The 20455-nt window shown below is 55.5% G+C and carries 15 protein-coding genes; 2 read left to right on the top strand and 13 right to left on the bottom strand.

The annotated features are described in order from the left end of the window. Positions 1-22: 22 nt before the first annotated feature. The 9 genes from HPY73_01590 to acs all read right to left on the bottom strand — a co-directional run bounded on the left by HPY73_01590 (position 23) and on the right by acs (position 11862). Positions 23-1060, bottom strand: a complete 1038-nt coding sequence (locus tag HPY73_01590; protein ID QLH74268.1) for a chemotaxis response regulator protein-glutamate methylesterase — start codon at positions 1058-1060, stop codon at positions 23-25. A 14-nt stretch (positions 1061-1074) separates the two neighbouring features. Beyond that, on the bottom strand, positions 1075-1446 hold the full coding sequence (locus tag HPY73_01585; GenBank protein ID QLH74267.1) for a response regulator: 372 nt from the start codon (positions 1444-1446) through the stop codon (positions 1075-1077). Further along, entirely contained in the window at positions 1443-1967 is a 525-nt protein-coding gene (locus HPY73_01580) for a purine-binding chemotaxis protein CheW (protein ID QLH74266.1), read from the bottom strand. The genes HPY73_01585 and HPY73_01580 overlap by 4 nt, the downstream gene beginning before the upstream one ends. A 208-nt stretch (positions 1968-2175) precedes the next feature. Continuing rightward, positions 2176-2586, bottom strand: a complete 411-nt coding sequence (locus tag HPY73_01575; protein QLH74265.1) for a universal stress protein — start codon at positions 2584-2586, stop codon at positions 2176-2178. A 147-nt stretch (positions 2587-2733) separates the two neighbouring features. Then, entirely contained in the window at positions 2734-3570 is an 837-nt protein-coding gene (locus HPY73_01570) for a hypothetical protein (GenBank protein ID QLH74264.1), read from the bottom strand. Positions 3571-3627: 57 nt separating this feature from the next. Then, a complete protein-coding gene (locus HPY73_01565; protein ID QLH74263.1) occupies positions 3628-4323 on the bottom strand; it encodes a chemotaxis protein CheC in 696 nt (231 codons plus the stop codon). A 7-nt stretch (positions 4324-4330) separates the two neighbouring features. Beyond that, complete coding sequence (locus HPY73_01560; protein ID QLH74262.1) at positions 4331-6265, bottom strand: chemotaxis protein CheA; 1935 nt, start codon at positions 6263-6265, stop codon at positions 4331-4333. A gap of 254 nt (positions 6266-6519) precedes the next feature. Beyond that, a complete protein-coding gene (locus HPY73_01555) occupies positions 6520-9522 on the bottom strand; it encodes a PAS domain-containing protein (protein ID QLH74261.1) in 3003 nt (1000 codons plus the stop codon). Positions 9523-9885: 363 nt separating this feature from the next. Continuing rightward, a complete protein-coding gene (gene acs / locus HPY73_01550; protein QLH74260.1) occupies positions 9886-11862 on the bottom strand; it encodes an acetate--CoA ligase in 1977 nt (658 codons plus the stop codon). Between the two features lie 362 nt (positions 11863-12224). On the opposite strand from acs, the gene HPY73_01545 reads away from it, so the two are divergent. After that, positions 12225-12947, top strand: a complete 723-nt coding sequence (locus HPY73_01545) for an aquaporin (GenBank protein QLH74259.1) — start codon at positions 12225-12227, stop codon at positions 12945-12947. Positions 12948-13139: 192 nt separating this feature from the next. On the opposite strand, the gene HPY73_01540 is transcribed toward HPY73_01545, so the two are convergent. The 3 genes from HPY73_01540 to HPY73_01530 all read right to left on the bottom strand — a co-directional run bounded on the left by HPY73_01540 (position 13140) and on the right by HPY73_01530 (position 17513). Then, complete coding sequence (locus tag HPY73_01540; protein ID QLH74258.1) at positions 13140-15353, bottom strand: PAS domain S-box protein; 2214 nt, start codon at positions 15351-15353, stop codon at positions 13140-13142. Positions 15354-15452: 99 nt separating this feature from the next. Continuing rightward, on the bottom strand, positions 15453-16304 hold the full coding sequence (locus HPY73_01535) for a pirin family protein (GenBank protein QLH74257.1): 852 nt from the start codon (positions 16302-16304) through the stop codon (positions 15453-15455). Positions 16305-16343: 39 nt separating this feature from the next. Continuing rightward, positions 16344-17513 carry an MFS transporter gene (locus HPY73_01530; GenBank protein QLH75604.1) on the bottom strand — a complete coding sequence of 390 codons (1170 nt, stop codon included), beginning with the start codon at positions 17511-17513 and terminating at the stop codon, positions 16344-16346. A gap of 507 nt (positions 17514-18020) precedes the next feature. On the opposite strand from HPY73_01530, the gene HPY73_01525 reads away from it, so the two are divergent. Further along, positions 18021-19409 carry a PQQ-like beta-propeller repeat protein gene (locus tag HPY73_01525; GenBank protein ID QLH74256.1) on the top strand — a complete coding sequence of 463 codons (1389 nt, stop codon included), beginning with the start codon at positions 18021-18023 and terminating at the stop codon, positions 19407-19409. A gap of 72 nt (positions 19410-19481) precedes the next feature. Here the strand turns inward: HPY73_01525 and HPY73_01520 are convergent, their stop codons facing one another. Continuing rightward, positions 19482-20441 (bottom strand): TerC family protein, encoded by a 960-nt coding sequence (locus HPY73_01520; GenBank protein QLH75603.1) that lies wholly within the window; start codon positions 20439-20441, stop codon positions 19482-19484. Positions 20442-20455: the final 14 nt, after the last annotated feature.

Genomic DNA, 20455 nt, shown 5'->3' with positions numbered 1-20455 from the left:
ATTGTATCTGAGGATCCTTAGCCTAAACTCCCACGTCGTTCAAAGCCGCGACTATGTGCCTGGCGACCGAACCGAGGGGCGTGACGACATCTGCGCATCCCCGCTCGACACATGCCTTGGGCATGCCATAGACGACCGATGTCGCCTCATCCTGCACGATGGTCTTCCCCCCCGCACGCTTGATGCACATCATCCCTTCCGCCCCGTCATTCCCCATCCCGGTCAATACCACTCCCACCGACCTATGTCCATAACATCTTGCTCCAGACCTCATCATGACATCGACGGCGGGCCTGACGAAATGTATCTTGGGCCCATCGCTCAGATGGACCTTGTGGTCGATTATCTCCATGTGCCGGTTCCCTGGAGCTAGCAAGGCCACGCCCGGCATTATCTCATCCCCTTCCTGGGCCTCTTTCACCTCGATCTCGGAGCTACAGCTCAACCTCTCGGCGAAGGACCTGGTGAACCCCTCCGGCATATGCTGGACGATGCAGATCCCTGCTGGAAGGTTGGAAGGGAGCCTTCTCAGGACCTCAGGAAGTGCCTTTGGCCCTCCGGTCGAGGCCCCTATCATGACGACCCAGTCCCCGCTGGTGGAACTGACCTCATCGTAGGATATCTCCCCCTCAACGGCCGTCCTTGAGAGCGATACCTTGACACAGGCCGCCGCCCTGACCTTGTCCCTTATGAGACGTTGCTCGATGTTAAGGTCTATCGAGAGAGATGCGCCCGTCTTCGGGATGAAATCCACGGCGCCGAGCTCCAAGGACCTCATCGTAAGGTCTGCCTGCCTCTTTCCAACGGCGCTGAGCATCACGACCGGTCGTGGGGTCTCAGCCATGATGCGCTGGAGCGAGGTGATGCCGTCCATGACAGGCATCTCGATGTCCATGGTGACCACGTCCGGCCCGAGCTCCTTTGCCTTTTGTACGGCCTCCAGCCCGTTCCGCGCAGTGCCCACGACCTTGATGTCCCCCTCCTTTTCCAGTATGTCGGTGATGATCTGTCTCATGACGATCGAATCATCGACCACCAGCACCGTGATCTCTCTGACCATCTGATCTACCGGTCTTAACCGTTTACCACCTTGTTCGCCGCCCTCAGAAGGTCCTGGGGGTCGAAAGGCTTGACGATGTAATCCTTCGCGCCGTTCTCCATCGCCTGGATGACCAGGTTCTTCTGGTTCAGTCCGGAGACCATGAGCACCTTGGCGGAAGGGTCCACGGCCATTATCTTCTTGACGACATCGATCCCTGTCTCACCAGGCATGACCACGTCCATCGTTATCAGGTTCGGTCTCAGCTGCTGGTACAACGCCACCGCCTCCTGACCGTTCTTGGCCTGCCCCACAACGTTGAAACCGTTCTTTGAAAGAACGTCCTTTATCATCGACCTCATGACCATCGAGTCGTCCACTATAAGCACAGACTTCGGCTCGCTCATGCCACTTCACCTTTCTCTGGTTCCTGAGTTGGAACGATCCTGTTCGGGTCCGCATCCGCGATTATGATGTTGTTCAGATCGAGGAGCATTATCAGCTTGTCCGGGGTCTTGCAGATACCTGTCAGGAACCTTGTATCGACCCCCATCGACAAGGTCTTAGGAGGTGGCGATATCGTCGACCTTGACACCCGCATGACGTCCTCTATCGAATCGACGACTATCCCCAGCTGGTTGTCCCCGATCTCGGCGACTATGATCCTCGACTGCGCCGTCCTGCCTTGGTCGTCCGAGGTCGAGATGTTGAACCTCTTCTTCAGGTCGATGACGGTGGTGACCTGACCACGTAGGTTCATCACGCCCTCGACATAATGCGGCATCTTTGGGATGCGCGTGATGTCATGGACCTTGACGATCTCTCTGACCTGGGAGACGCTCACGGCGAAGGTCTCCTTTCCGAGCTTGAAAGAGACAAGCTGTTCCTCGTCCCCTGAGATCTCGATCTTCTCCCGTCTCCTTCTCATGTGTCATCACCTTGTCTTCTCCTCGATATCATCAAGAGGTCGAGACCCTCGACCCCAGACCTGCGGTCGGCCCGATGATGCAAAAAGCAACAAGATCGTATATGAACATCACAATCATTTTACCACATTTGATAACGAGCCAGCATAGCAGATAGCGATATCTTTACAGTACGATCGCCGTCATACAGGCCTCACTTGACGAACAGCGTCACGGCGATCCGGACTTCACAACTATCACGGGGCATGTGGAATTCTTGATGATGAACTCCGATATGCTCTTGCTGCCGCCCAGCAGACCTCCTCCTGTCGACCTGTCGGTCGTCTTCCCCAGGACGATGGCATCCGCCTTGATGCGCTGCGCCGCCAACAGTATGGTCTCCATCGGGTCCCCGGCCTCCAACAACGTGGCGACCTCGATGCCGATGTCCGCCCCTCTTATCTTCAGGCGGCCAAGGACCCGCATCCCGTTCTTTATGTCCTTGTCCTTCTCGATCCCGGACCTAGGGTCCACCACATAAAGCGCGACAAAGGTGGGTTTGAACTGCTTGTACAGCGCAAAGCCGTACTCCACCGCTTTCTCGGAATGAGGTTTCCCATCTGTTGCCAGGAGCACCCTCATCTGTTCACCTTGTCCATGGACCTCAAAACCAACATGCCATCCGAAAAGTGGCATTCCTGCGTGGTCATTTCCTGTTTGCAGAATCCATGTTCTCCATTGATAAACCCTTGCGCCAAATATCTCGATTTTGATAATGTCAAATAAGGGTCACCCGCCGACCTCGAAGGAGGTATGGCATATCATCTCGTTGGTGAAATCATACACGGCAGTTATCCTCCAGACACCTTTTGCCAGGGTGCCGTTCGTCGCTTGGATGACGATCTTGTCGAGATAATCGATGATGTCCTCCCTGTCTGCGTCCGACACATAAGCCCAGACCGTCCCATTGTAAGAGAAAACGTAAGAATCCCCTTTCTCCACGTTCCATATCCTCGTCTCATTGCTGCCCGGCGCCGATATCAGTATCTTGACGTAATAGAACGGGACGACCGTGTTGATGAGACCGAACGAGATCACTGCCTTTGAGCCAGATTCGACCCTGACATCGTGAAAGCTTCCGTATGGCGTGCGTTCCATGTCAGGTACGACGAACAGCTCATAGAGCGATAAGGACCTTAAGCTTCCATATAAGAGAATGAAGGTCCATTGACCTTTCATAAGGTCCTGGGTATTGAAAAGCGATATCACGTCCCCTTCCTCCAACATACCATCCTCATCCTGGTCCAGTAACTTCACGTAGCTGAGGGAGCAGCTGTCGACCGGGGCCTGATAATAGAGCGCCGCGGCATCAAGGTCGAAGACGACGGTCTCGATCGAACCCGGCGCTTCGATCACGAAACGACATTTTTCATAAGGCAATCTTTCTGTCAGCTTCCCTATGATGAGATGTATCTCCTTTGACGAGACGGGGACGACCCTCGCTATGTCCCCAGAAGGGACGACCTCCTCATCTTCCGACCTATTGTTGACCAAACCCCAATAGGACACGGCGATGATCGAGATCACCAACAGGACGATGACAACTGTGAAGGTCGTCCTCTTCAAGATATGTCCCCCTTCATCCTCTCTTACATGGTCGGTAGACGTTCATGTATGTTCTCATCATGTCATCTCATCGACCTTGAACTTGGCCAACAGCATGCGTTGCGACTCAGGGTCTGGCAGGAAGATGAAGCATCCACGGTAGATCTCCTCCTCGATCACGAACCTGGTCTTCAGCACCACCACATATTCCGCCTCCTGGGCGACCAGCTGTGCCGGGAACTGCAGTATCGCCTGGAGAGAATCGACGGCCACACCAGGAGGAGATGGCAGCAAGGTCGTTCCGAGGAACTGCGCCATGGCGTTGAGATATGCGGACGTGCATATGTTCCCCATCTCGGCTATCGCGCTCGTCTGGTCGTCGTCCAGCATCGACCGGGGCTCGTTCGCCCTCCCTAGCATCAGGTCGGCCAATCTTCCAGCGGTCTCCAAAGGCATTATCATGATGAGGTTCCCCTGACCTTTTCCATACACCTGGAAGAACGTGGCGACGGTGGTCTCGAAAGGCTCTCCGATGGAGCGGGGTAGCTTCTCGGTCCGACAAACGATACAGTCAGGTACATCGACGAGCACGGTCGCTTTTATCAGGCTTGACAGCGCCGTGCTCGCATGAGAGGCGCCAATGTTGCCAGCTTCCCTCAATGCATCGATCTCGATCTCCTTGAACTCGACATCCTCCGTTCTCTCGTTATAAAGGGTCCCTCCCTGAGGCCCGATCATCTTCTTTTCACGCTCCTTAAGTAGCTGTACATACACCCTTCTCTCATAGGAACGCCCCCACGTCCAATATCATCGCCACCTTGCCGTCCCCGAGGATCGTGGCCCCTGAGAAGAATCCTGTGGAGCGGAGGCTTCTGTCGACGTTCTTGACGACGATCTCCTGTTGTCCGATCAATTTGGACACTATCAGGCACCCCCTCGAGTCGTTCTTCTCAACGATGACCGCCGAAACATCATGGCCTTCCGACCTGGTCCCGCCGAACTCCTCTTCAACGCTCAGGACCGGCAGGACCTCATCCCTCAACCTGAACATCCCGTTGCCAGCGAACTCCCTGATGCTGTCCACGGGCACTTTTACGGTCTCTCTGACATTGTCGAGCGGTATGGCGTATTTTTCTTGGTTGATCTCCACGAGCATCGCCCTTATGATGGACATGCTCGGGGGAAGCCTGAGGGTGAACTTCGTCCCCTTGCCGGGCTGTGACTCGACCTTGACGAATCCCCCCATGCCCTCGATCTTCGTTCTGACGACGTCCAATCCCACGCCCCTTCCGGAGACCGACGTGACCTTGTCGGCGGTGCTGAACCCAGGGAGGAATATGAAGTTAAGGATCTCCTTCTCGTCCATTACGGCCACCTCTTCCTCATGGACCAGCCCCTTCTCCACCGCCTTGGCGGCGATCTTCTTGTAATCAAGCCCTTTCCCGTCATCCTCGATAGTTATGATGACATTGCTCTGTTCCTGGAACGCGGAAAGGATGAGGGACCCTTTCGGCCTCTTACCGGAGGCGACCCTCTGGTCCGGCCGTTCGATACCGTGGTCGACGGCGTTCCTGAGAATGTGCACCAGGGCCTCTCCGATCCTGTCAAGGAGGGCACGGTCTATCTCTATGTCCGTCCCCTTCATCACGAAGTCAACATCCTTCCCAAGGTCATTGCATATGTCCCGGACCATCCTTGGGAACCTTTTGAATATGAAATCCACAGGGACCATCCTTGTCCTTAGGACGATCTCCTGCATCTGCGTCATCAATCTGGCGTTGTTCTGCAGGGACTGCTTCAGCTCTCTGTTCTTGAGATTGCTCGCTATCTGATTGACGCGGATGTTGTTTATCATTATCTCCCCGACCAGGTCCAGCATCTGGTCCAGGAGCTTGCTCTTGACCCTGATGGTTGTGGACGAGCTCCCCGGCTGCTCCTTCACGTCGCATTGTCCGTTGGCCTCTTTCCTGATGGGTTGCACCTGCTCCATCCTCGTGACCTTGGAATCATAGACACCGATGACGTCCATGGCGATCCGCCTCAGCTCGTCCGCTTCGCACCTGGTCGCCACCAAGAACTCCATTTCGGAGGTCTCATCGTTCACGGACCCCATCTCAGGCATCATGGCGATGAGGTCCCCTTTTTCGGAGATTTTTTTCCTCAGCTGATAGGCACGCCCCTCCCTCATCTTCAGGTCCGCCTCGAAAGTTATCTTGACCAGATGGGGTACCTTCCCTTCTTTTGACGCCCTCTCGGCCTCGATGGCCATCTCATCGGTAAGAACAAGCCTCGATGTTTCATGGGCCCCGCTCTTTTCGGGGGAAATATCGAGCGTGGCCGTCCCTTTGCATTCCTTCAGCTTTGAAACGATATCGCTGGCATCGGTCACTATATTGGAACCTTCTTCGAGCTCCGAGATCATCCTCTCTATGGTGTCAAGGGCCTTGAAGAACATGTCCATCAGCTCCTTGGGGGGAGAGCGCTTCTCCGACCTCAGCACATCCAGATGGTCCTCCATGATGTGCGCGACCTCTTGGACGGGGAGAACACCGACCACGCCGGCGGTCCCTTTCACGGTGTGAAGCAGACGATAGGCCTCGTTCATCGCGCCATCGTCATAGCCGGTCTCCTCTATCTGGAGCAACATCTTGTTGACCGCCTCGAGGTTCTCCTTCACCTCTTCAATGAAAGCCTCTAGGTAGCTCGACCTGTCCATGTCAACACCTTGTCATGTCATGTTAATATGTGCCGTTCTGCTTCGCGGCGGATCCATAGGGCCACATTCCCCATCAGGGTCTTGGAGCATCACATCATCCCTCTCAGGTCTCGGCCCCTATCACTGCTCCCACATCCATTTCTTGATCAGCGATCATGTGGCCTTATATCTCAGAACCTTCAACGGATGATATAAATAGGACAGCCACGGCAATCAAAGATGATAAAAATGGCATAGCTGGAATTATCTGGCCATCATTTTATCCTACGGTACCTGTCGTCGGGGATGAAGAGCTCGAAACGTGCGCCCCTGCCCTGTTCGCTCACCTCATCTATTACGATACCAGTGGTCGCAAGGGTGTTCCTCAACCTGCATAGGGCATGGACCTCGTCGCCCGGCCCCTTGTCGAATATCCTTCCCTTCTTCTCAGGAGGTATCCCTTTCCCATCGTCCTCGACGACAAGATATCCTCCCTTGTCACCTATGAAGAACTTTACATCCACCTTGCTCGTGGTGACCCCATGGGTGAAAGAGTTGTCCACCAGCTCCGAAATCACATTCATTGCATCTGGGACCGCGAAGATCTCTATATTGTCGATGGTCCCCATCGGTTCTGCGTCCTCGCCGTGCTCTTCCAAGGCGGCATCGCAGATCGCCCTTAACGGTATCCAACGGGGAGACGAGGAGGTCGGATCATGCGCGGCCTCATCAGCGACCTCCGCTCGTCCATTCTGTCCTGGTCCTTGCTCCTCCTCTTCTGTGATGACATCATTATTGTCATTTGCGATCTCCAGCAGTTCGACCTCTTCTTCGATCGTGCTGATTATGCCCCCCTCTTCCTCTTTCTGCTCGACCTCGAGGCATGCCCTATCCTCCATCCATGAGGGCCCTGAAAGGTCGTCTGCGGTCCCCAACGTCCTTGCCAGGCCATCCTCTCCGGTCCCGGGAGCCTCCAGGTTGCTGAATATGACAAGATAGCTGGCTATGGCGCCCTCCTTGTCGGCGATCGGTTCGACATCGACGTCGGCCCTATGGGTCCTCCCTTCCCTGTCGTGGAAGTCCAGGGAGACCCTTTTCATCGGACCGCCCTTCTCCATCCCATCGACGCACTCAGCGTACATCGCGAGACCTACAGGGTCCAGTATGTTCTCGAGGCATCCGACCTCGCTCTCGCTCCCGAACACACGTCTTGCCTCTCTGTTCATGTACACGACGCTCCCAAGAGGGTCGGTCAGGAACACGGGCGCAGGATGCGTCTCCAGCAGGAGCCTCTTCATCTCCTCGCTCATGCCTAGCATCTTCTTCGTCTCAATGACCTCCGTCATCTCCCTTCCGTAGAACTGTGACGAGCTCGTCTCCTTGTCAAAGGATATCCTGTTGATATGATAGGTCCTTGTCCTCCCGTCCGTGTCGACCACGTCAAGGTCGAACGGTTCCAAGGTCGCCCCTTCCGCGGCCTGGCTATATGTTTCGACAGGCCAATCCATGAAGAGGTCCTTGATGCTGTACCCTATCAATTGACCGACATCCCTTCCAACGATCTTTTCCATGGTCTTGTTGCAGTAGAGAACCTCCCCCTCGGTAGAGATGTCCACGATGAGGTCGGGCGAGTTGTCGACGATGTTCTTGAACACGTCACCGGCGCCCAACGCGGGGACGGCGTGCACGATCGGCCTCTTCAGCGAGCAGACCCCCATCACGACCCTGCCGTTCTCCGTCATCATCTGGGACATCTCGACCACGACGTCGGACCCGACGCCATTCACAGGTCTGAGTGATACCTCGACCTGGTTGTTGAACGGCAGGCTCCTCTTCTTCTCGACGACATTGCGCGCAGCCTTCGCCACCTCATCGAACCCTTCGCATTCGGATGAAAGGTCCTCAAGGGTCTTTCCCAAGGCATCAGAGGAATGCACGCCCGTTATCGATTCCATCATCATGTTCCATTGGACAAGGCGGTTGTTCTGGTCGATGATCCAGACGCCTTCATGGATATGGTTCATGAGGAAATTGAAGATATAGACAAGGTCCGACAGCGACCGCTCCATGAACTTCTTCTCTGAGACGTCACCGCCGACTATCATGTATCCTGGTTGAAGGCCCTTGTCCCCTGAGAGCCTTTGGCAGTCCAATCTCATCCAGAGGACATCCCCATCGGCCTTGAGCATGCGCACCTCGATGCTGCTAGGTCTTGCCTTGATGGACCTCAGATGAGATCTCAGCCTATCCCGGTCCTCGTCGCAGACGATGTTCATCAGGGAGTATCCCACCATGTCATCGACCTCATGACCAAGGAGCCTCTCAAGACCTTTGGTCGCGGAGAGTACCTTGAATCCAGCATCTGTTTCCCACACGTTCACAGGCAGGTTGTCGACGGTCTTCCTTCCCATATCCGCCGCGGCTTCTTTGGTCATGGCCTCCTTGAAGGACCAAAGGACATCTTCGCCGATTCTCTTGTCGGACCTGACGGCGATCAATCTCCTCCCGTCAACAAGGTCGAACGTCACCGGGTCCACAACGTCATCAGGGTCGGAGAGAAGGGCGGAACGAAGTTTTTTCGCATCCACCACCTTTTGAAGCATAAGGTCCAACAGCCTGTCTGAGGCCGGGCTCTCCATTCCGAACAGGTCCAGGAACGGGCCGTTCCATGACCTCGGTCTAAGGTCCTTGCCCAACAACAATAAAGGGATCGGCACCGCCTCTATGAAAGGCCTAACATCCTGGTCAGCCTTGGTACCTTTGCTCCCGAAGAGCACAGAGCCTGTCACGTCCTTGCAGGTCCATATCAGTTTATCTACGGCACCAGAAGCATCCGTGGACTTCTCGATGGAGAACTGAATCCATCGCAGATCCCTGCCCTTCTCATAGCTCACCGTAAGTGTCCTGAACCTCTCCCCGTTGACGACCAGCGCCCTCCTGACCTCTTCCAGGTGATCCTTGTTCATTCCGCTCGTCGGGATGGCCGATGCGACGCTCTTTCCGATGACCTCGTCCTTGAGGCCAAGCAGCTCTTTGCATCTTGATGTTATGTAAGTTACCTCAAGGTCCTTGTTCGTGTGCATGACGGCCCTGTCCTCGTCCATATGCGCGACGAGGTCCTTCTCGCTCTTATAATCAAGCTCGTCGACGGTGACGAAATTCTTGAGCACGTTGCAGAAGTCCTTGAAAACGCTCCTTCTTCTCGCGGGGCCGTAATCATCCTGGTCATCCTTGACCATGACATCCTCCTCCCCATCGTCATATCCGCGGTCGCTCATGGAGAGCCTCTCTTCGTTTCGTCTCAAGGGGTCAGCCTCATTGTGAGGGCATACGGGCGACAGAGGAACATGGAAGGTGAGCCATTTAGGGGGTATCGAACAGGTCGCCCGTACCGTCCCTTGCCCTGAGGAGCATCGACGGGATTTAAAAGACATATTTTTCAGTTACCAAAATTGATATCAGAAGGGCGGGTGTATGGGGCGGGGTTGGAGGTCCCCGCCCCAAGGGTTTTTCTCCAGAACGATTGACACTCTGGAGGAGTCGTTTTAGGGGTGGTCCGGTGGAGTTTCCGGACCATGTTCACGGATTCATAATGAATATAAATGGGTTTTGGAAATGGCAGACGTACCCATTGAAGAATATCACTTCTTCTTGATCTTCTTGTGGTCCGCCACGAGCTTGTCCACGACGGTAGGGTCCGCCAAGGTCGTGGTGTCGCCAAGCTCCTCCTCCTGGTCCGAGGCGATCTTCCTCAGGATACGGCGCATGATCTTCCCGCTTCTGGTCTTCGGAAGGCCTGGCGCGAACTGTATCACGTCCGGGGCGGCGATCGGTCCGACCATCTTCCTGACATGGAGTATGAGCTCCTTGACCAATTCGGGCGACTCCTCGACCCCGGTCTTCAGCGTCACATACGCATAGATCGCTTCTCCCTTGATCTCATGGGGCATCGGCACGACCGCCGCCTCGGCGACCTTCGGATGGGCGACCAGCGCGGACTCGACCTCCGCGGCGCCTATCCTGTGCCCGCTGACCTTGATCACATCGTCGACCCTGCCCATGATCCATATGTAGCCGTCCTTGTCCTTCCTTGCGCTGTCCCCTGTGAAATACACACCAGGGAAGCGGCTCCAATACGTCTCCTTGAACCTCTCATGCTGACCGTACACGGTCCTCATGATGCCCGGCCAGGGCTTCTTGATGACAAGGTAACCGCCTTCGTTCGGCTCCGCCGGCTTTCCATCCTCCTTGTAGATGGCGGGCTCGATCCCGAAGAACGGGAAGGTCGCGGAACCTGGCTTGGTCACGGTCGCGCCTGGAAGAGGGGTTATCATTATTCCGCCTGTCTCGGTCTGCCACCAGGTGTCAACGATGGGGCACTTCTCACGGCCGATGTGCTTGTGGTACCATATCCAGGCCTCCGGGTTGATGGGTTCACCGACAGACCCTAGCAACCTGAGCGATGAGAGGTCCCTTCCGTTCGGCCATTTCTCGCCCTCCCTCATCAGAGAGCGGATCGCCGTCGGGGCGGTGTAGAATATGTTGACGCCGAACTTCTCGACGACCTGCCAGAAGCGGTCGACCGCTGGATATGTCGGAATTCCTTCGAACACGATCTGGGTGGCACCGTTGAGCAGGGGACCGTAGGTGATGTACGAGTGCCCGGTGATCCATCCGCAGTCGGCGGTGCACCAGTAGACATCCTCATCATGGTAGTCGAATATGTACTTGAACGTGGTCGCCGCGTACACCAGATATCCACCGGTGGTGTGGACGACACCCTTCGGTTTGCCGGTCGAGCCAGAGGTGTATAGGATGAACAAGGGGTCCTCCGCGTCCATCCACACAGGGTCGCATACGTGCGATGCCTTCTTCATCTCCTCATGGAGCCAGAAGTCCCTGCCCTCTTCCATCACGACCTCGTTGCCAGCACGTTTGACCACTAGAACACATTCCACCGACGTCCCCTTCTCTAATGCGGCGTCAGCGTTCTGCTTCAACGTGACCAGCTTTCCGCCGCGATGGTTGCCGTCGGCTGTTATCAGAAGCTTGCACGAGCTGTCATTGATCCTGTCCCGCAACGAATCCGAGCTGAACCCTCCGAACACCACGCTATGTATAGCACCTATCCTTGCGCATGCCAGCATGCTGATGACCAGCTCCGGGATCATAGGCAGGTAGATGGACACCCGGTCCCCTTTCTGCACGCCCTTGCTCTTCAAGACGTTCGCGAACTTTGACACCTCGACCATCAGCTGCTGGTAGGTGTAGGTCTTCACCTCCTCGTCGTTCTCTCCCTGCCAGATTATCGCGGCCTTGTTCTTCCTCGGCCCCAAGGCATGACGATCGACACAATTGTAGCATGCGTTGGTCTTCCCGCCCTCGAACCATCTGATCCTTGCCTCGTTGACGTCCCAGCTGAAAACATTGTTCCACCTGGCGAACCAGTGCAGGCAGTCGGCGTACTTCTCCCAGAAGGCGACGGGGTCCTTGATAGACTCTGCGTACATCTTTTCGTATTCAGCCATCGACCTGATGTGCGCACGTTCACTGAACTCCTTCGCAGGCTCGAACCTCCTGTCCTCCTCCATCACTGACTCGATCGTCTTTTCGCTCATCCGAACTATTCCTCCGGTAGACCTATCACCAACTTGGCGTTTCAATAAATGGTTTGATCGTTGGCCATAAAAGCTGGTTCTATTTTTAAGAGTTTCGAAAGTCGCATCAAGAAAACTTTCATAATTATATCTTTCGTATTAATTCAACGATAATTGTCGAAATAATACGAATAATGCACATATTCTTCGAAAATATATGATTGACGTATCTAAATACCGTTAAGTGTCGTTGCCAACACGGTTGTCGTCGAATCGTCATCTAGAAGTCGTCTGACCTTCGCGTTTTTCACTTAATTATTTAAGTTATTAATTAAATTTTAATATTATAAATAAAGTAAGGTCACCGTTCGGGGGGAGCGTATATGGCCACACTTAAACAGAATCTGACAGCAGAGTTCTTAGGATCGATGTTCCTGGTAATCGTGGCCATCGGTTCCACGATCCTCCCGATCGAGGTATTCCATGCCGATGTCGGGATAGCGGTGTTCATGAACGCCCTGGCGGTGGCTATGGTCCTTTACGCCCTGATCGAGACGTTCTCTCCGATATCCGGAGCGCATTTCAATCCTGCCGTGACGCTATCACTCTACATATCAAAGGACATCCCTGCGAAGAAGGCCGCTCTCTACATCCTTGTCCAGATGATAGGAGGATTCATAGGGCTGCTCGCGACGCACCTAATGTTCTGGGACGTCAACGATGCCCTTTTGACGATAAGCGACAACTCGAAGACGCCCTCCCTTTATTTTGCGGAGTTCGTTGGGACGTTCGCCCTATTGTCCGTCATCTACGGCTGCGTCCGGGCCGGGTCAAGGAACACATCGTTGGCGGTGGCCTTTGTGGTCGGGGGGCTCCTTATAACGACCTCCTCCACCATGTACGCGAACCCGATGGTCACGTTCGCACGGGTCTTCACGTATGCGATCTGCGGCATCACGCCTGGTGATGCGGTGGTGTTCATGATTGCCGAGATAGCGGGGGCAATAGTGGCGGCGGCAGTGATAGGCAAGATGCTGTATCCGAGGAAGCTTGAGAAGGTATGTTCACCGTTCGAATGTCCTCCGAAGCTCATCGATATCAAATGACCAATGTGGTTCTGCACACGACCATCGATGCCTAGCCCATATAAGTACAGTCCAGAACGTTGAGAACAACATCGCGGTCACATCCGCGGTCTTCTCCGCTCCGGCGTCAATGACCAACCTGATGACCTTCGTCATCCAATGAATTATTTTAGCTTATCAGAGGGAGGGCCCATTATCTTTACGTGTCATTCTTCAGACGACGCGGCGCCATTTCCCCATAGGGACGATCACCTCGAACCTTGCACCGTTACCATCGGTCCCTCGCTCCTCGATGCTCAGCCCGGTGATGTTCAATATCTCTTTGGAGAGGAACATGCCGAAGCCGGTGTGATGTCCGGCCCCAGGCGTGAAAAGGGTCCTCCTTTCCTCATCGGAGATGCCGACGCCGTCATCGGTGTAGATCACCTTCAACTTATCATCTTCCACGACCGCCCTGAGCTCAATCCTGCGCACGTGGCCACCATGTCTTATCGAATTATCGACAAGGTTCGCGAAGACCTTGCCGAGCATATGGTCCGCGTAGACCTCATACCCGTTCAGGTCATCCACGATGATCACCTCGTTGGAAGGGCTCTCAGGGACCAGGGCACTTAATCTCTGCCAGCCCTGTGCCCCTTGCCCGACCTCGATATAGGTCCTCATGAACCTGAGCTGCAGTTCGATGTCCTTCACGGCGGCCTCCACCATTGCCAGGTATTTCTCTAGGTCCTTGTCCTTGGCCTTCCTCCTTACAAGCTCGAGATTGCCAAGGACCACAAGGATCTTGTTCTGCACGTCATGCTCCGTAATCTGCGACAGGGTCCCGAGGTGCTTATGGACCTCCTTCAATGCTTTATTGGACAACGCACGTTCCTCGACATCCTGGATCGCTCCGAGGACCCTTACCACCCTTCCGGATGCCTTATCTTTAAAGGCATGATAGCTGGCATGGACGGTCCTCACCTCGCCGTCCCAGCGTACGACCCTGTGCTCCAGATAACCTCTGAGGTCCGGTCCGAGCTCCTTGCTCCCCATCTTGAAACGGTTACTGACGATCTCTGCGTCATCTGGATAGACGAACATCTTAACATACTGCTCAGGCGTGAGCTTGTAACCGCCGACCTCTTCAGCGCTTGTGCCCATCATGCGGTAGAACCAATCGTTCAGGATCATCTCGTTCTTGACCACATCATATTCCCAGTTAGCCAGCTTGGCAAGATGCATGGCCTCTTCAAGCTTTTCCTGATTCGCCCTCAGCTCCTGATCGAACCTTTTCCTGTCGTTGATGACCTCGGTGTAGACGATCAATCCCCCGATCTTTCCATCGGCATCATACCAAGGCCGGCACTCCCAATCGGTCCAGAGCACGGTCCCGTCCTCTCTTACATAGGGGTCGTCCTGAGCCGACATCACCTCCCCCGCAAGGACCCGTTGGTGAACATCCCGCCATTTCTGCGGAAGGTCTGGGAAGACCTCATAGTGATGCTTCCCGATCACATCCTTGTCCTTGACGTTGTACTGCCGGAGATAGCTCTCGCTCACGTAGATGTATCTCATCTCACGGTCATGGACGGCGATAGCGCTCCTCGCATGCTCGATTATGTAGCTCATAAGTTGATTGGAATGCAGCAGCATCTCCTGATAGCGCTTCTTCTCGGTGACGTCCCTGGCAAGGCCTATGAATCCTAGTAATCTGCCATCCGTGTCGGTCTTCGGCAACGACCTTATCTCTATAGTTCGAAGTTCGCCCGCCTTGGACCTTGCCTTGACCTCCATCACCTTGTGGCTCTTGTCGCCAAGGATACTGGCCCTCAGGATACCCTGCACCCTCTCGACCTCATCCCTCTCGATGAAATCAAAAAGAGACCTTCCCATGGCCTCATGGGGCTCGAAACCGAGCAAAGGTCTGGCCTGAGGGCTCACATATAACAATGTCCCGTTCGTGTCGATCTCCCAGATCATGTCCGGGGTCCTCTCGACCAGCCCCTTATACCTGTATTCGCTCTCCCTGAGGGCCTCCTCTGCCCTTCTCGTCCCCACGGCCGTGCGGACCTTGTGCGCGAGCTCGGTGAAGGTCGCCCTGACGTCCCCTCCTTTCTGCAGGTAGAAATCAGCACCGCTGTTCAAGGCCTGTATGACGACCTCCTCTCTCCCTTTTCCGGTGAAAAGGATGAACGGTACCTTGGAACCCCCTGCTCTGAGGGTCTGGAGCAGGTTTATCCCGTTCATGCCGGGCATCTCATAGTCACACACGACAGCATCGAACCTCTCGGTCGCAAGGGCGCTCAATCCCTGCGGGGCGGACATTACTCCCTTGACCTCAAATCTTCCGACCTCGGCCAGCAGTTCCTGTGACATTTCGAGCAGGTTCGGCTCGTCATCGATCAGGAGGATCCTGATTTCGTCGTTCGGGCCGTTGTCGTTCATGCTTATCGGTCGAGATCGTTGAGGTCAATCACTTTTTTAATGTATAATAAAACCGCTCGAACGGCTATCATTCTTGAAAAGATATGAAAAAGGGCTCTCTCACCGTGTATCTATGAACGTTCCCTTCTCCAGCTCGTCATACGCCTTCTCAAGCTCGTCCTGGGTGTTCATCACGATAGGCCCTCCCCAGGCGACCGGCTCCCTCAAAGGCCTCCCAGTGGCCATGATGAACATCGTACCGCCCGGGCCAGCCCTCGCTGTCACTATCTCGCCCTTTCCAAGAACGCCGAGCTGCTGGGTACCGACGATGGTACCTTCATTTGGCCCGAAGGCCGCCTGTCCCATGTATACGAACACAAATGAGCTGTGCCCCTTGTCGGTCAGAACATCGATGCGGTCGCCCGGGCCCAGCCTGACATCATAAAAACTGACCGGTACGACAAGGTCCTTCACCGGCCCCTCAGCTTTACCGTACCTCCCCGCGATGACCTTGACCGAAGAACCGCGACCGAGCTTCACCTCCGGTATTTCCTCTTTCCTAATGTCACGGTAGCGGGGAGGCATCATCTTCGCCGTCCTCGGAAGGTTGACCCAGAGCTGAAATCCGAATAACCTTTCTGACCGTCTCGGCATCTCCTGGTGAAGTATTCCCCTTCCTGCGGTCATCCATTGGACCTCCCCCGCCCTGATGGTCCCTCTGTTGCCTATGCTGTCCTCATGGTCGACCTCCCCCTCGAGGACATAGGTGACAGTCTCGATGCCGCGGTGAGGGTGCATCGGGAATCCTGCAAGGTAATCCTCAGGGACCTCTGAACCGAAGTTGTCCAATAGCAGGAACGGGTCCAACGTTTCGACCATCGAGCGGCTGAACGCCCTTCTGAGGCTGACCCCGGCGCCATCCGTGGTCGGCCTGCTTGTCCTCACGGTCGTCACTGAGCGGAAGGAGGTCATATTGAGCACATCTGTTGACGGAGGTAGATAGCATTTGCCTCACCATCCCTCTCCCCGGGGCCTCCACCTCATCTCCTTCCTGACCCTCAGAAGGAAAGGCACGGCCGCGAGCTGGAGCGCCATCGAGAGGAGCACCATGGCGATCAGGCTGACATCGTATAACAGTCCTATGACAAGGCTGCCGAGGAACCAGGACGCCCCGAATATGGCGTTGTAATATCCGAAGGCGGAGCCCCTCCTGCAGTAAGGTGCAAGGTCCGCCACGATCGCCCGCATGATCGATTCCTGCGCACCGAACCCGATGCCATAGAAGACCATCCCCACCAGCAGGAGCCCAGTGTCCCCGCTGAATATCAATGGGACGAAGACCGGTATGACGGCCATCATGATGATGAACCCGCTCATGCCCCCCTTGTCGTAAAGCTTGCCGAAGAAGAGCGCGGACAGGGCGTCCGCCGCCATCGCCAGGGCGTACAGTATCGGGATAAGGCTCTCCTCGATAAGTTCTCCATTGTCCAGGTGGAACGAGATCAGCGGGAAGTCGGCGTATCCTGCGGCGATGAACGCTCCTGCGACAGAGAAGGTCCAGAACGTGACCGGGAGCCTCTTCGTCGTATCCGCACGGGCGCATTTGCCCTCCATGTCCCTTGGCCTTGGATTGATCTTCCATGCGTGGAGAAGCAGCACGACCGCGAAAAGCGCGAAGAGGCCTAGGACGATGAAGGCCGAGCCATATGTGCCATCGAGCGTGAGGACCATCACCACGACCATCGGGCCGATCATCCCTCCGACCGATGACAGCGCCTCCTGCAGGCCGAAAGCCCAGCCGCGCCCTACCTTTACTGATGCGTGCGATATCATCGCGTCGCGCGCGGGCCCTCGTATCGCCCTTCCCACCCTCTCGATCATCAAGAGAGCGAAGGCCAATTGCCAGCTCCCCGCAAGTGCCAGCGCGGGGACGGCGACAAGGTTTATGCCGTAACCTATGAACATCAACGTCCAGTAGCGTCCGGTCCTGTCCGTGACCCACCCGAAGACGATCCTAAGGCCGTATCCGATGAGCTCGCTCAGTCCGGAGATCAGACCGATGGCTGCGGCGCTCGCCCCCAGCAATCCCAGATACGCACCGGTCGAGCTTCTCGTGCCTTCGTTCGCGATGTCGGCAAGAAGGCTCACCGCCCCTAGGATCAGGACGAAGACTATGGCCAATGTCCATTTCTTCTTCTCCGACCCCTTCTCCTTCGACTTGAGCATCCCATCCCCCCATCTCCTTTTCCTGCCTTATCGCGTCGCCGGTCCTTTCATGGTCCGGGGCGTGAGGTCGGCCTGAGCGCCGATATTGAGCGGGCGCGGTAGATAACGCTTTCGTTGGTAATAGACGTTATTGGAAAACCTGGCCATTTACTAATCTATTGGTCGAATGTCGTACGTAGCCTTCGTCATTTGTGGGAGCCGCAACATCCGTCACCTCAATGTCGACTCGCTTATCACAGCGGGCCGGGCCAAGATGCGCTCCGATCAAATACCCGTCATCAGGTTACATCCTCCCCCCATTTTGCTGCTCAACATCCTTGAGAGTAGAGGATGTTCACATCTGATCGGACCTCAGGACTGCCATGCTCTCTTGACGGAAGGTCGCTGGCAGGAATCTCAGGGAGTGAAAACGATAAGTATGGACGACCTCCATCATCCGACGCTCAGAGAGATGGGACCAATATGTCAAAGGAACGGACCGCCGTTGTGACCGTCCTGGTCGTCGCGTCGTTGTTGCTGATCGCATTTCCTCCTGTCTTGGCCCAGGAAGAGGGCATCTGGTCTCCCCCATGGAGCATGTCCAGCGGCGACGCTAGGAACAGCGGCGTCAGCCCCTTCATCATGGAGCAGATGCCCGAGGACGTCATCTGGGAGATGGAGCTGGGGTTCACCCCCAGCCAGGACATGGCCCTGGGCCCCGAGGGGAACATCTATCTCGTCCATGACAGCAAGGTGGAGGCGTTCGACCATAACGGCCAGCACCTTTGGGCCTATGAGGCGACCATAGAGATAGGGTCGCATCTGGCCATAGACAAGGAGGGCGTCATTTACTTCTTCCTGGAAGAAGATGGTCTTCCCGTCTCACTGGTCTCAATCGATGCAGAGGGCGTGATGCTCAACGAGGTCCCCTTGACCCTTCATGATGGGGTGAGTGACATCAATATCGTCGAGGTGAGCACACCGGTGGTGCTGCCGTCGGGCGGGGTGTGCTTCACATCGGTTGTGCCGGCAAACGAAGAGGGGACGATGTTCCATGGTATGATAAACATCGTGAGGATGAACGCCACGACCTATGAGATGAGCTCCACATCCCCAACGGTCACAAGGCCGTTGAGCGATATGACCGCAAGGGACCCGGTCGTGACGGGCGACGGTTCCATCATCTTTCCGTCAGGGAACGGGGTCTTCAAGGTCGACGATGAGCTGGGACAGGTGTGGTCCTTCTTGCTCCCTGGATATCTGTCGATTGAAGAAGAGCTGATAACGGGCATCTTCCTGGATGAGATGGGCAACTGTTACATCACGAGCGACGATGGCCTCCTGTCCATCAATGACGGTGGTGCTTTAAGGTGGAGCCTGGACGATCCTGAAATAAAGGCGATGAGGGTAGCCGCTGTCTCCTCCTATGGCATCCTATTCGATGATCCCGCAGCGACGCCAGGTCAGAACACGCTCATCATGGTATCGACAGGGGGGGAGCGTCTTTGGAGCTATAGCATCAGTGCAGAGACGCACCCTGGCGATTGCACGGTCATGACCGCGGACGGGATGACCATAGTGTGCAGCAACGATGCGATCGTCGCGGTCGGGAGCGATGGGATGGAGCTATGGAGGAGCGAGGTGCTGAGGCCGGACGACGAGAGCGTCGTACGGACGTTCTATGACCCTGTCCTCGGTTCCAATGGTACCCTGTATGTCATAGCAATGGAAAGCGGCAACAGCACATTCTATGCGGTGGGCAATTGGCTGGAGGAGGCCGTCTACAACCTGGTCCTGCTGTTCAGCCTCATCTTCGCCCCGTTCTTCATCATCGCCGGATGCTACCTCTATTTCCGTGAGGAAAGGGAGTGAAAGGAGAAGGGAAAAAAGATGGTCCTATCGGGCCCCATTCTTCGTCCCTTTTCTAGCACCTGACGGCGCACTTCAGTCCTTCCTGACCTTGCAGACCTGCTCCTCGTAGGCGGCCAGCTGCGCCTTTGCGTCCTTGTACTTTGACCAGGAGGCGATGACGGATATCGCAAGCACCGACACTATCACCGCGAGGGACACGAGGACATCGATATGCACGAACTCGGAGAGCAGCATCTTCGCCCCGACGAAGCCTAGGATGACGGCGAGACCGTACTTCAGGTACACGAAGGCGTTCATCATGCTCGCCAGGACGAAGTAGAGGGACCTGAGGCCCAGTATCGCGAAGGCGTTCGAAGAGTAGACGATGAAAGGTATCTGGGTTATAGCTATGATCGCGGGGATCGAGTCTAATGCGAACACCAGGTCGGTCGTCTCGACGAATATCAATGTAACGAAGAGGGGCGTGGCGACCAACGTGCCCTTGGCGGAGCGTATGAAGAACTTGCTGCCGTGGAACCTGTCCTCGACGGGGAAGAACCTTCGGAACAGCCTGACGACCGGATTGTTCTCAGGCTCGACCTCCTTGTCCCCGCCATGTACCATCTTGAAGGCGGTTATTATCAGGAACGCCCCGAAGATGTAGATCACCCATTCGAACCTTTCGATGATCGCTATGCCCGCGAAGATGAAGATCGCCCTCATCACCAGGGCGCCGAGCACCCCCCAGAACAGCACCTTGTGCTGGCATTCCTTCGGCACGCAGAAGTAGGTGAAGACCAGCACGAACACGAACATGTTGTCAACGCTGAGCGCGAGCTCCATGATGTAACCCGTCGTGAACATCAGGGCCTGTTCGCTTCCGAACCAGATGTATACAAGGACGTTGAAGGCGATGGCCAGGGAGATCCAGAAGCCCCACATCATGAACGCCTCTTTTGGCTTGATCTCATGCGCCTTCCTGTTGACGACCCCAAGGTCGATGGCGAGCATTGACAATATGAAAACGATGAAACCTATCCAGATCCAATCCATTCCGGTCAAGGTTC

This window comes from Methanomassiliicoccales archaeon (genome assembly GCA_013415865.1).
Taxonomy (GTDB): domain Archaea; phylum Thermoplasmatota; class Thermoplasmata; order Methanomassiliicoccales; family UBA472; genus MVRC01.
Note: the sequence above shows the minus strand (reverse complement) of the source record. Positions and strands in the feature narration are given on the sequence as shown.

Bases quoted from the DNA above. Each gene is read 5' to 3' on its own strand.
- HPY73_01585 (QLH74267.1), bottom strand. From the start codon at position 1,446: ATGAGCGAGCCGAAGTCTGTGCTTATAGTGGACGACTCGATGGTCATG.
- HPY73_01575 (QLH74265.1), bottom strand. From the start codon at position 2,586: ATGAGGGTGCTCCTGGCAACAGATGGGAAACCTCATTCCGAGAAAGCG.
- HPY73_01590 (QLH74268.1), bottom strand. From the start codon at position 1,060: ATGGTCAGAGAGATCACGGTGCTGGTGGTCGATGATTCGATCGTCATG.
- HPY73_01555 (QLH74261.1), bottom strand. From the start codon at position 9,522: ATGAGCGACCGCGGATATGACGATGGGGAGGAGGATGTCATGGTCAAG.
- HPY73_01535 (QLH74257.1), bottom strand. From the start codon at position 16,304: ATGACCTCCTTCCGCTCAGTGACGACCGTGAGGACAAGCAGGCCGACC.
- acs (QLH74260.1), bottom strand. From the start codon at position 11,862: ATGAGCGAAAAGACGATCGAGTCAGTGATGGAGGAGGACAGGAGGTTC.
- HPY73_01545 (QLH74259.1), top strand. From the start codon at position 12,225: ATGGCCACACTTAAACAGAATCTGACAGCAGAGTTCTTAGGATCGATG.
- HPY73_01560 (QLH74262.1), bottom strand. From the start codon at position 6,265: ATGGACAGGTCGAGCTACCTAGAGGCTTTCATTGAAGAGGTGAAGGAG.
- HPY73_01520 (QLH75603.1), bottom strand. From the start codon at position 20,441: ATGGATTGGATCTGGATAGGTTTCATCGTTTTCATATTGTCAATGCTC.
- HPY73_01525 (QLH74256.1), top strand. From the start codon at position 18,021: ATGTCAAAGGAACGGACCGCCGTTGTGACCGTCCTGGTCGTCGCGTCG.
- HPY73_01580 (QLH74266.1), bottom strand. From the start codon at position 1,967: ATGAGAAGGAGACGGGAGAAGATCGAGATCTCAGGGGACGAGGAACAG.
- HPY73_01540 (QLH74258.1), bottom strand. From the start codon at position 15,353: ATGAACGACAACGGCCCGAACGACGAAATCAGGATCCTCCTGATCGAT.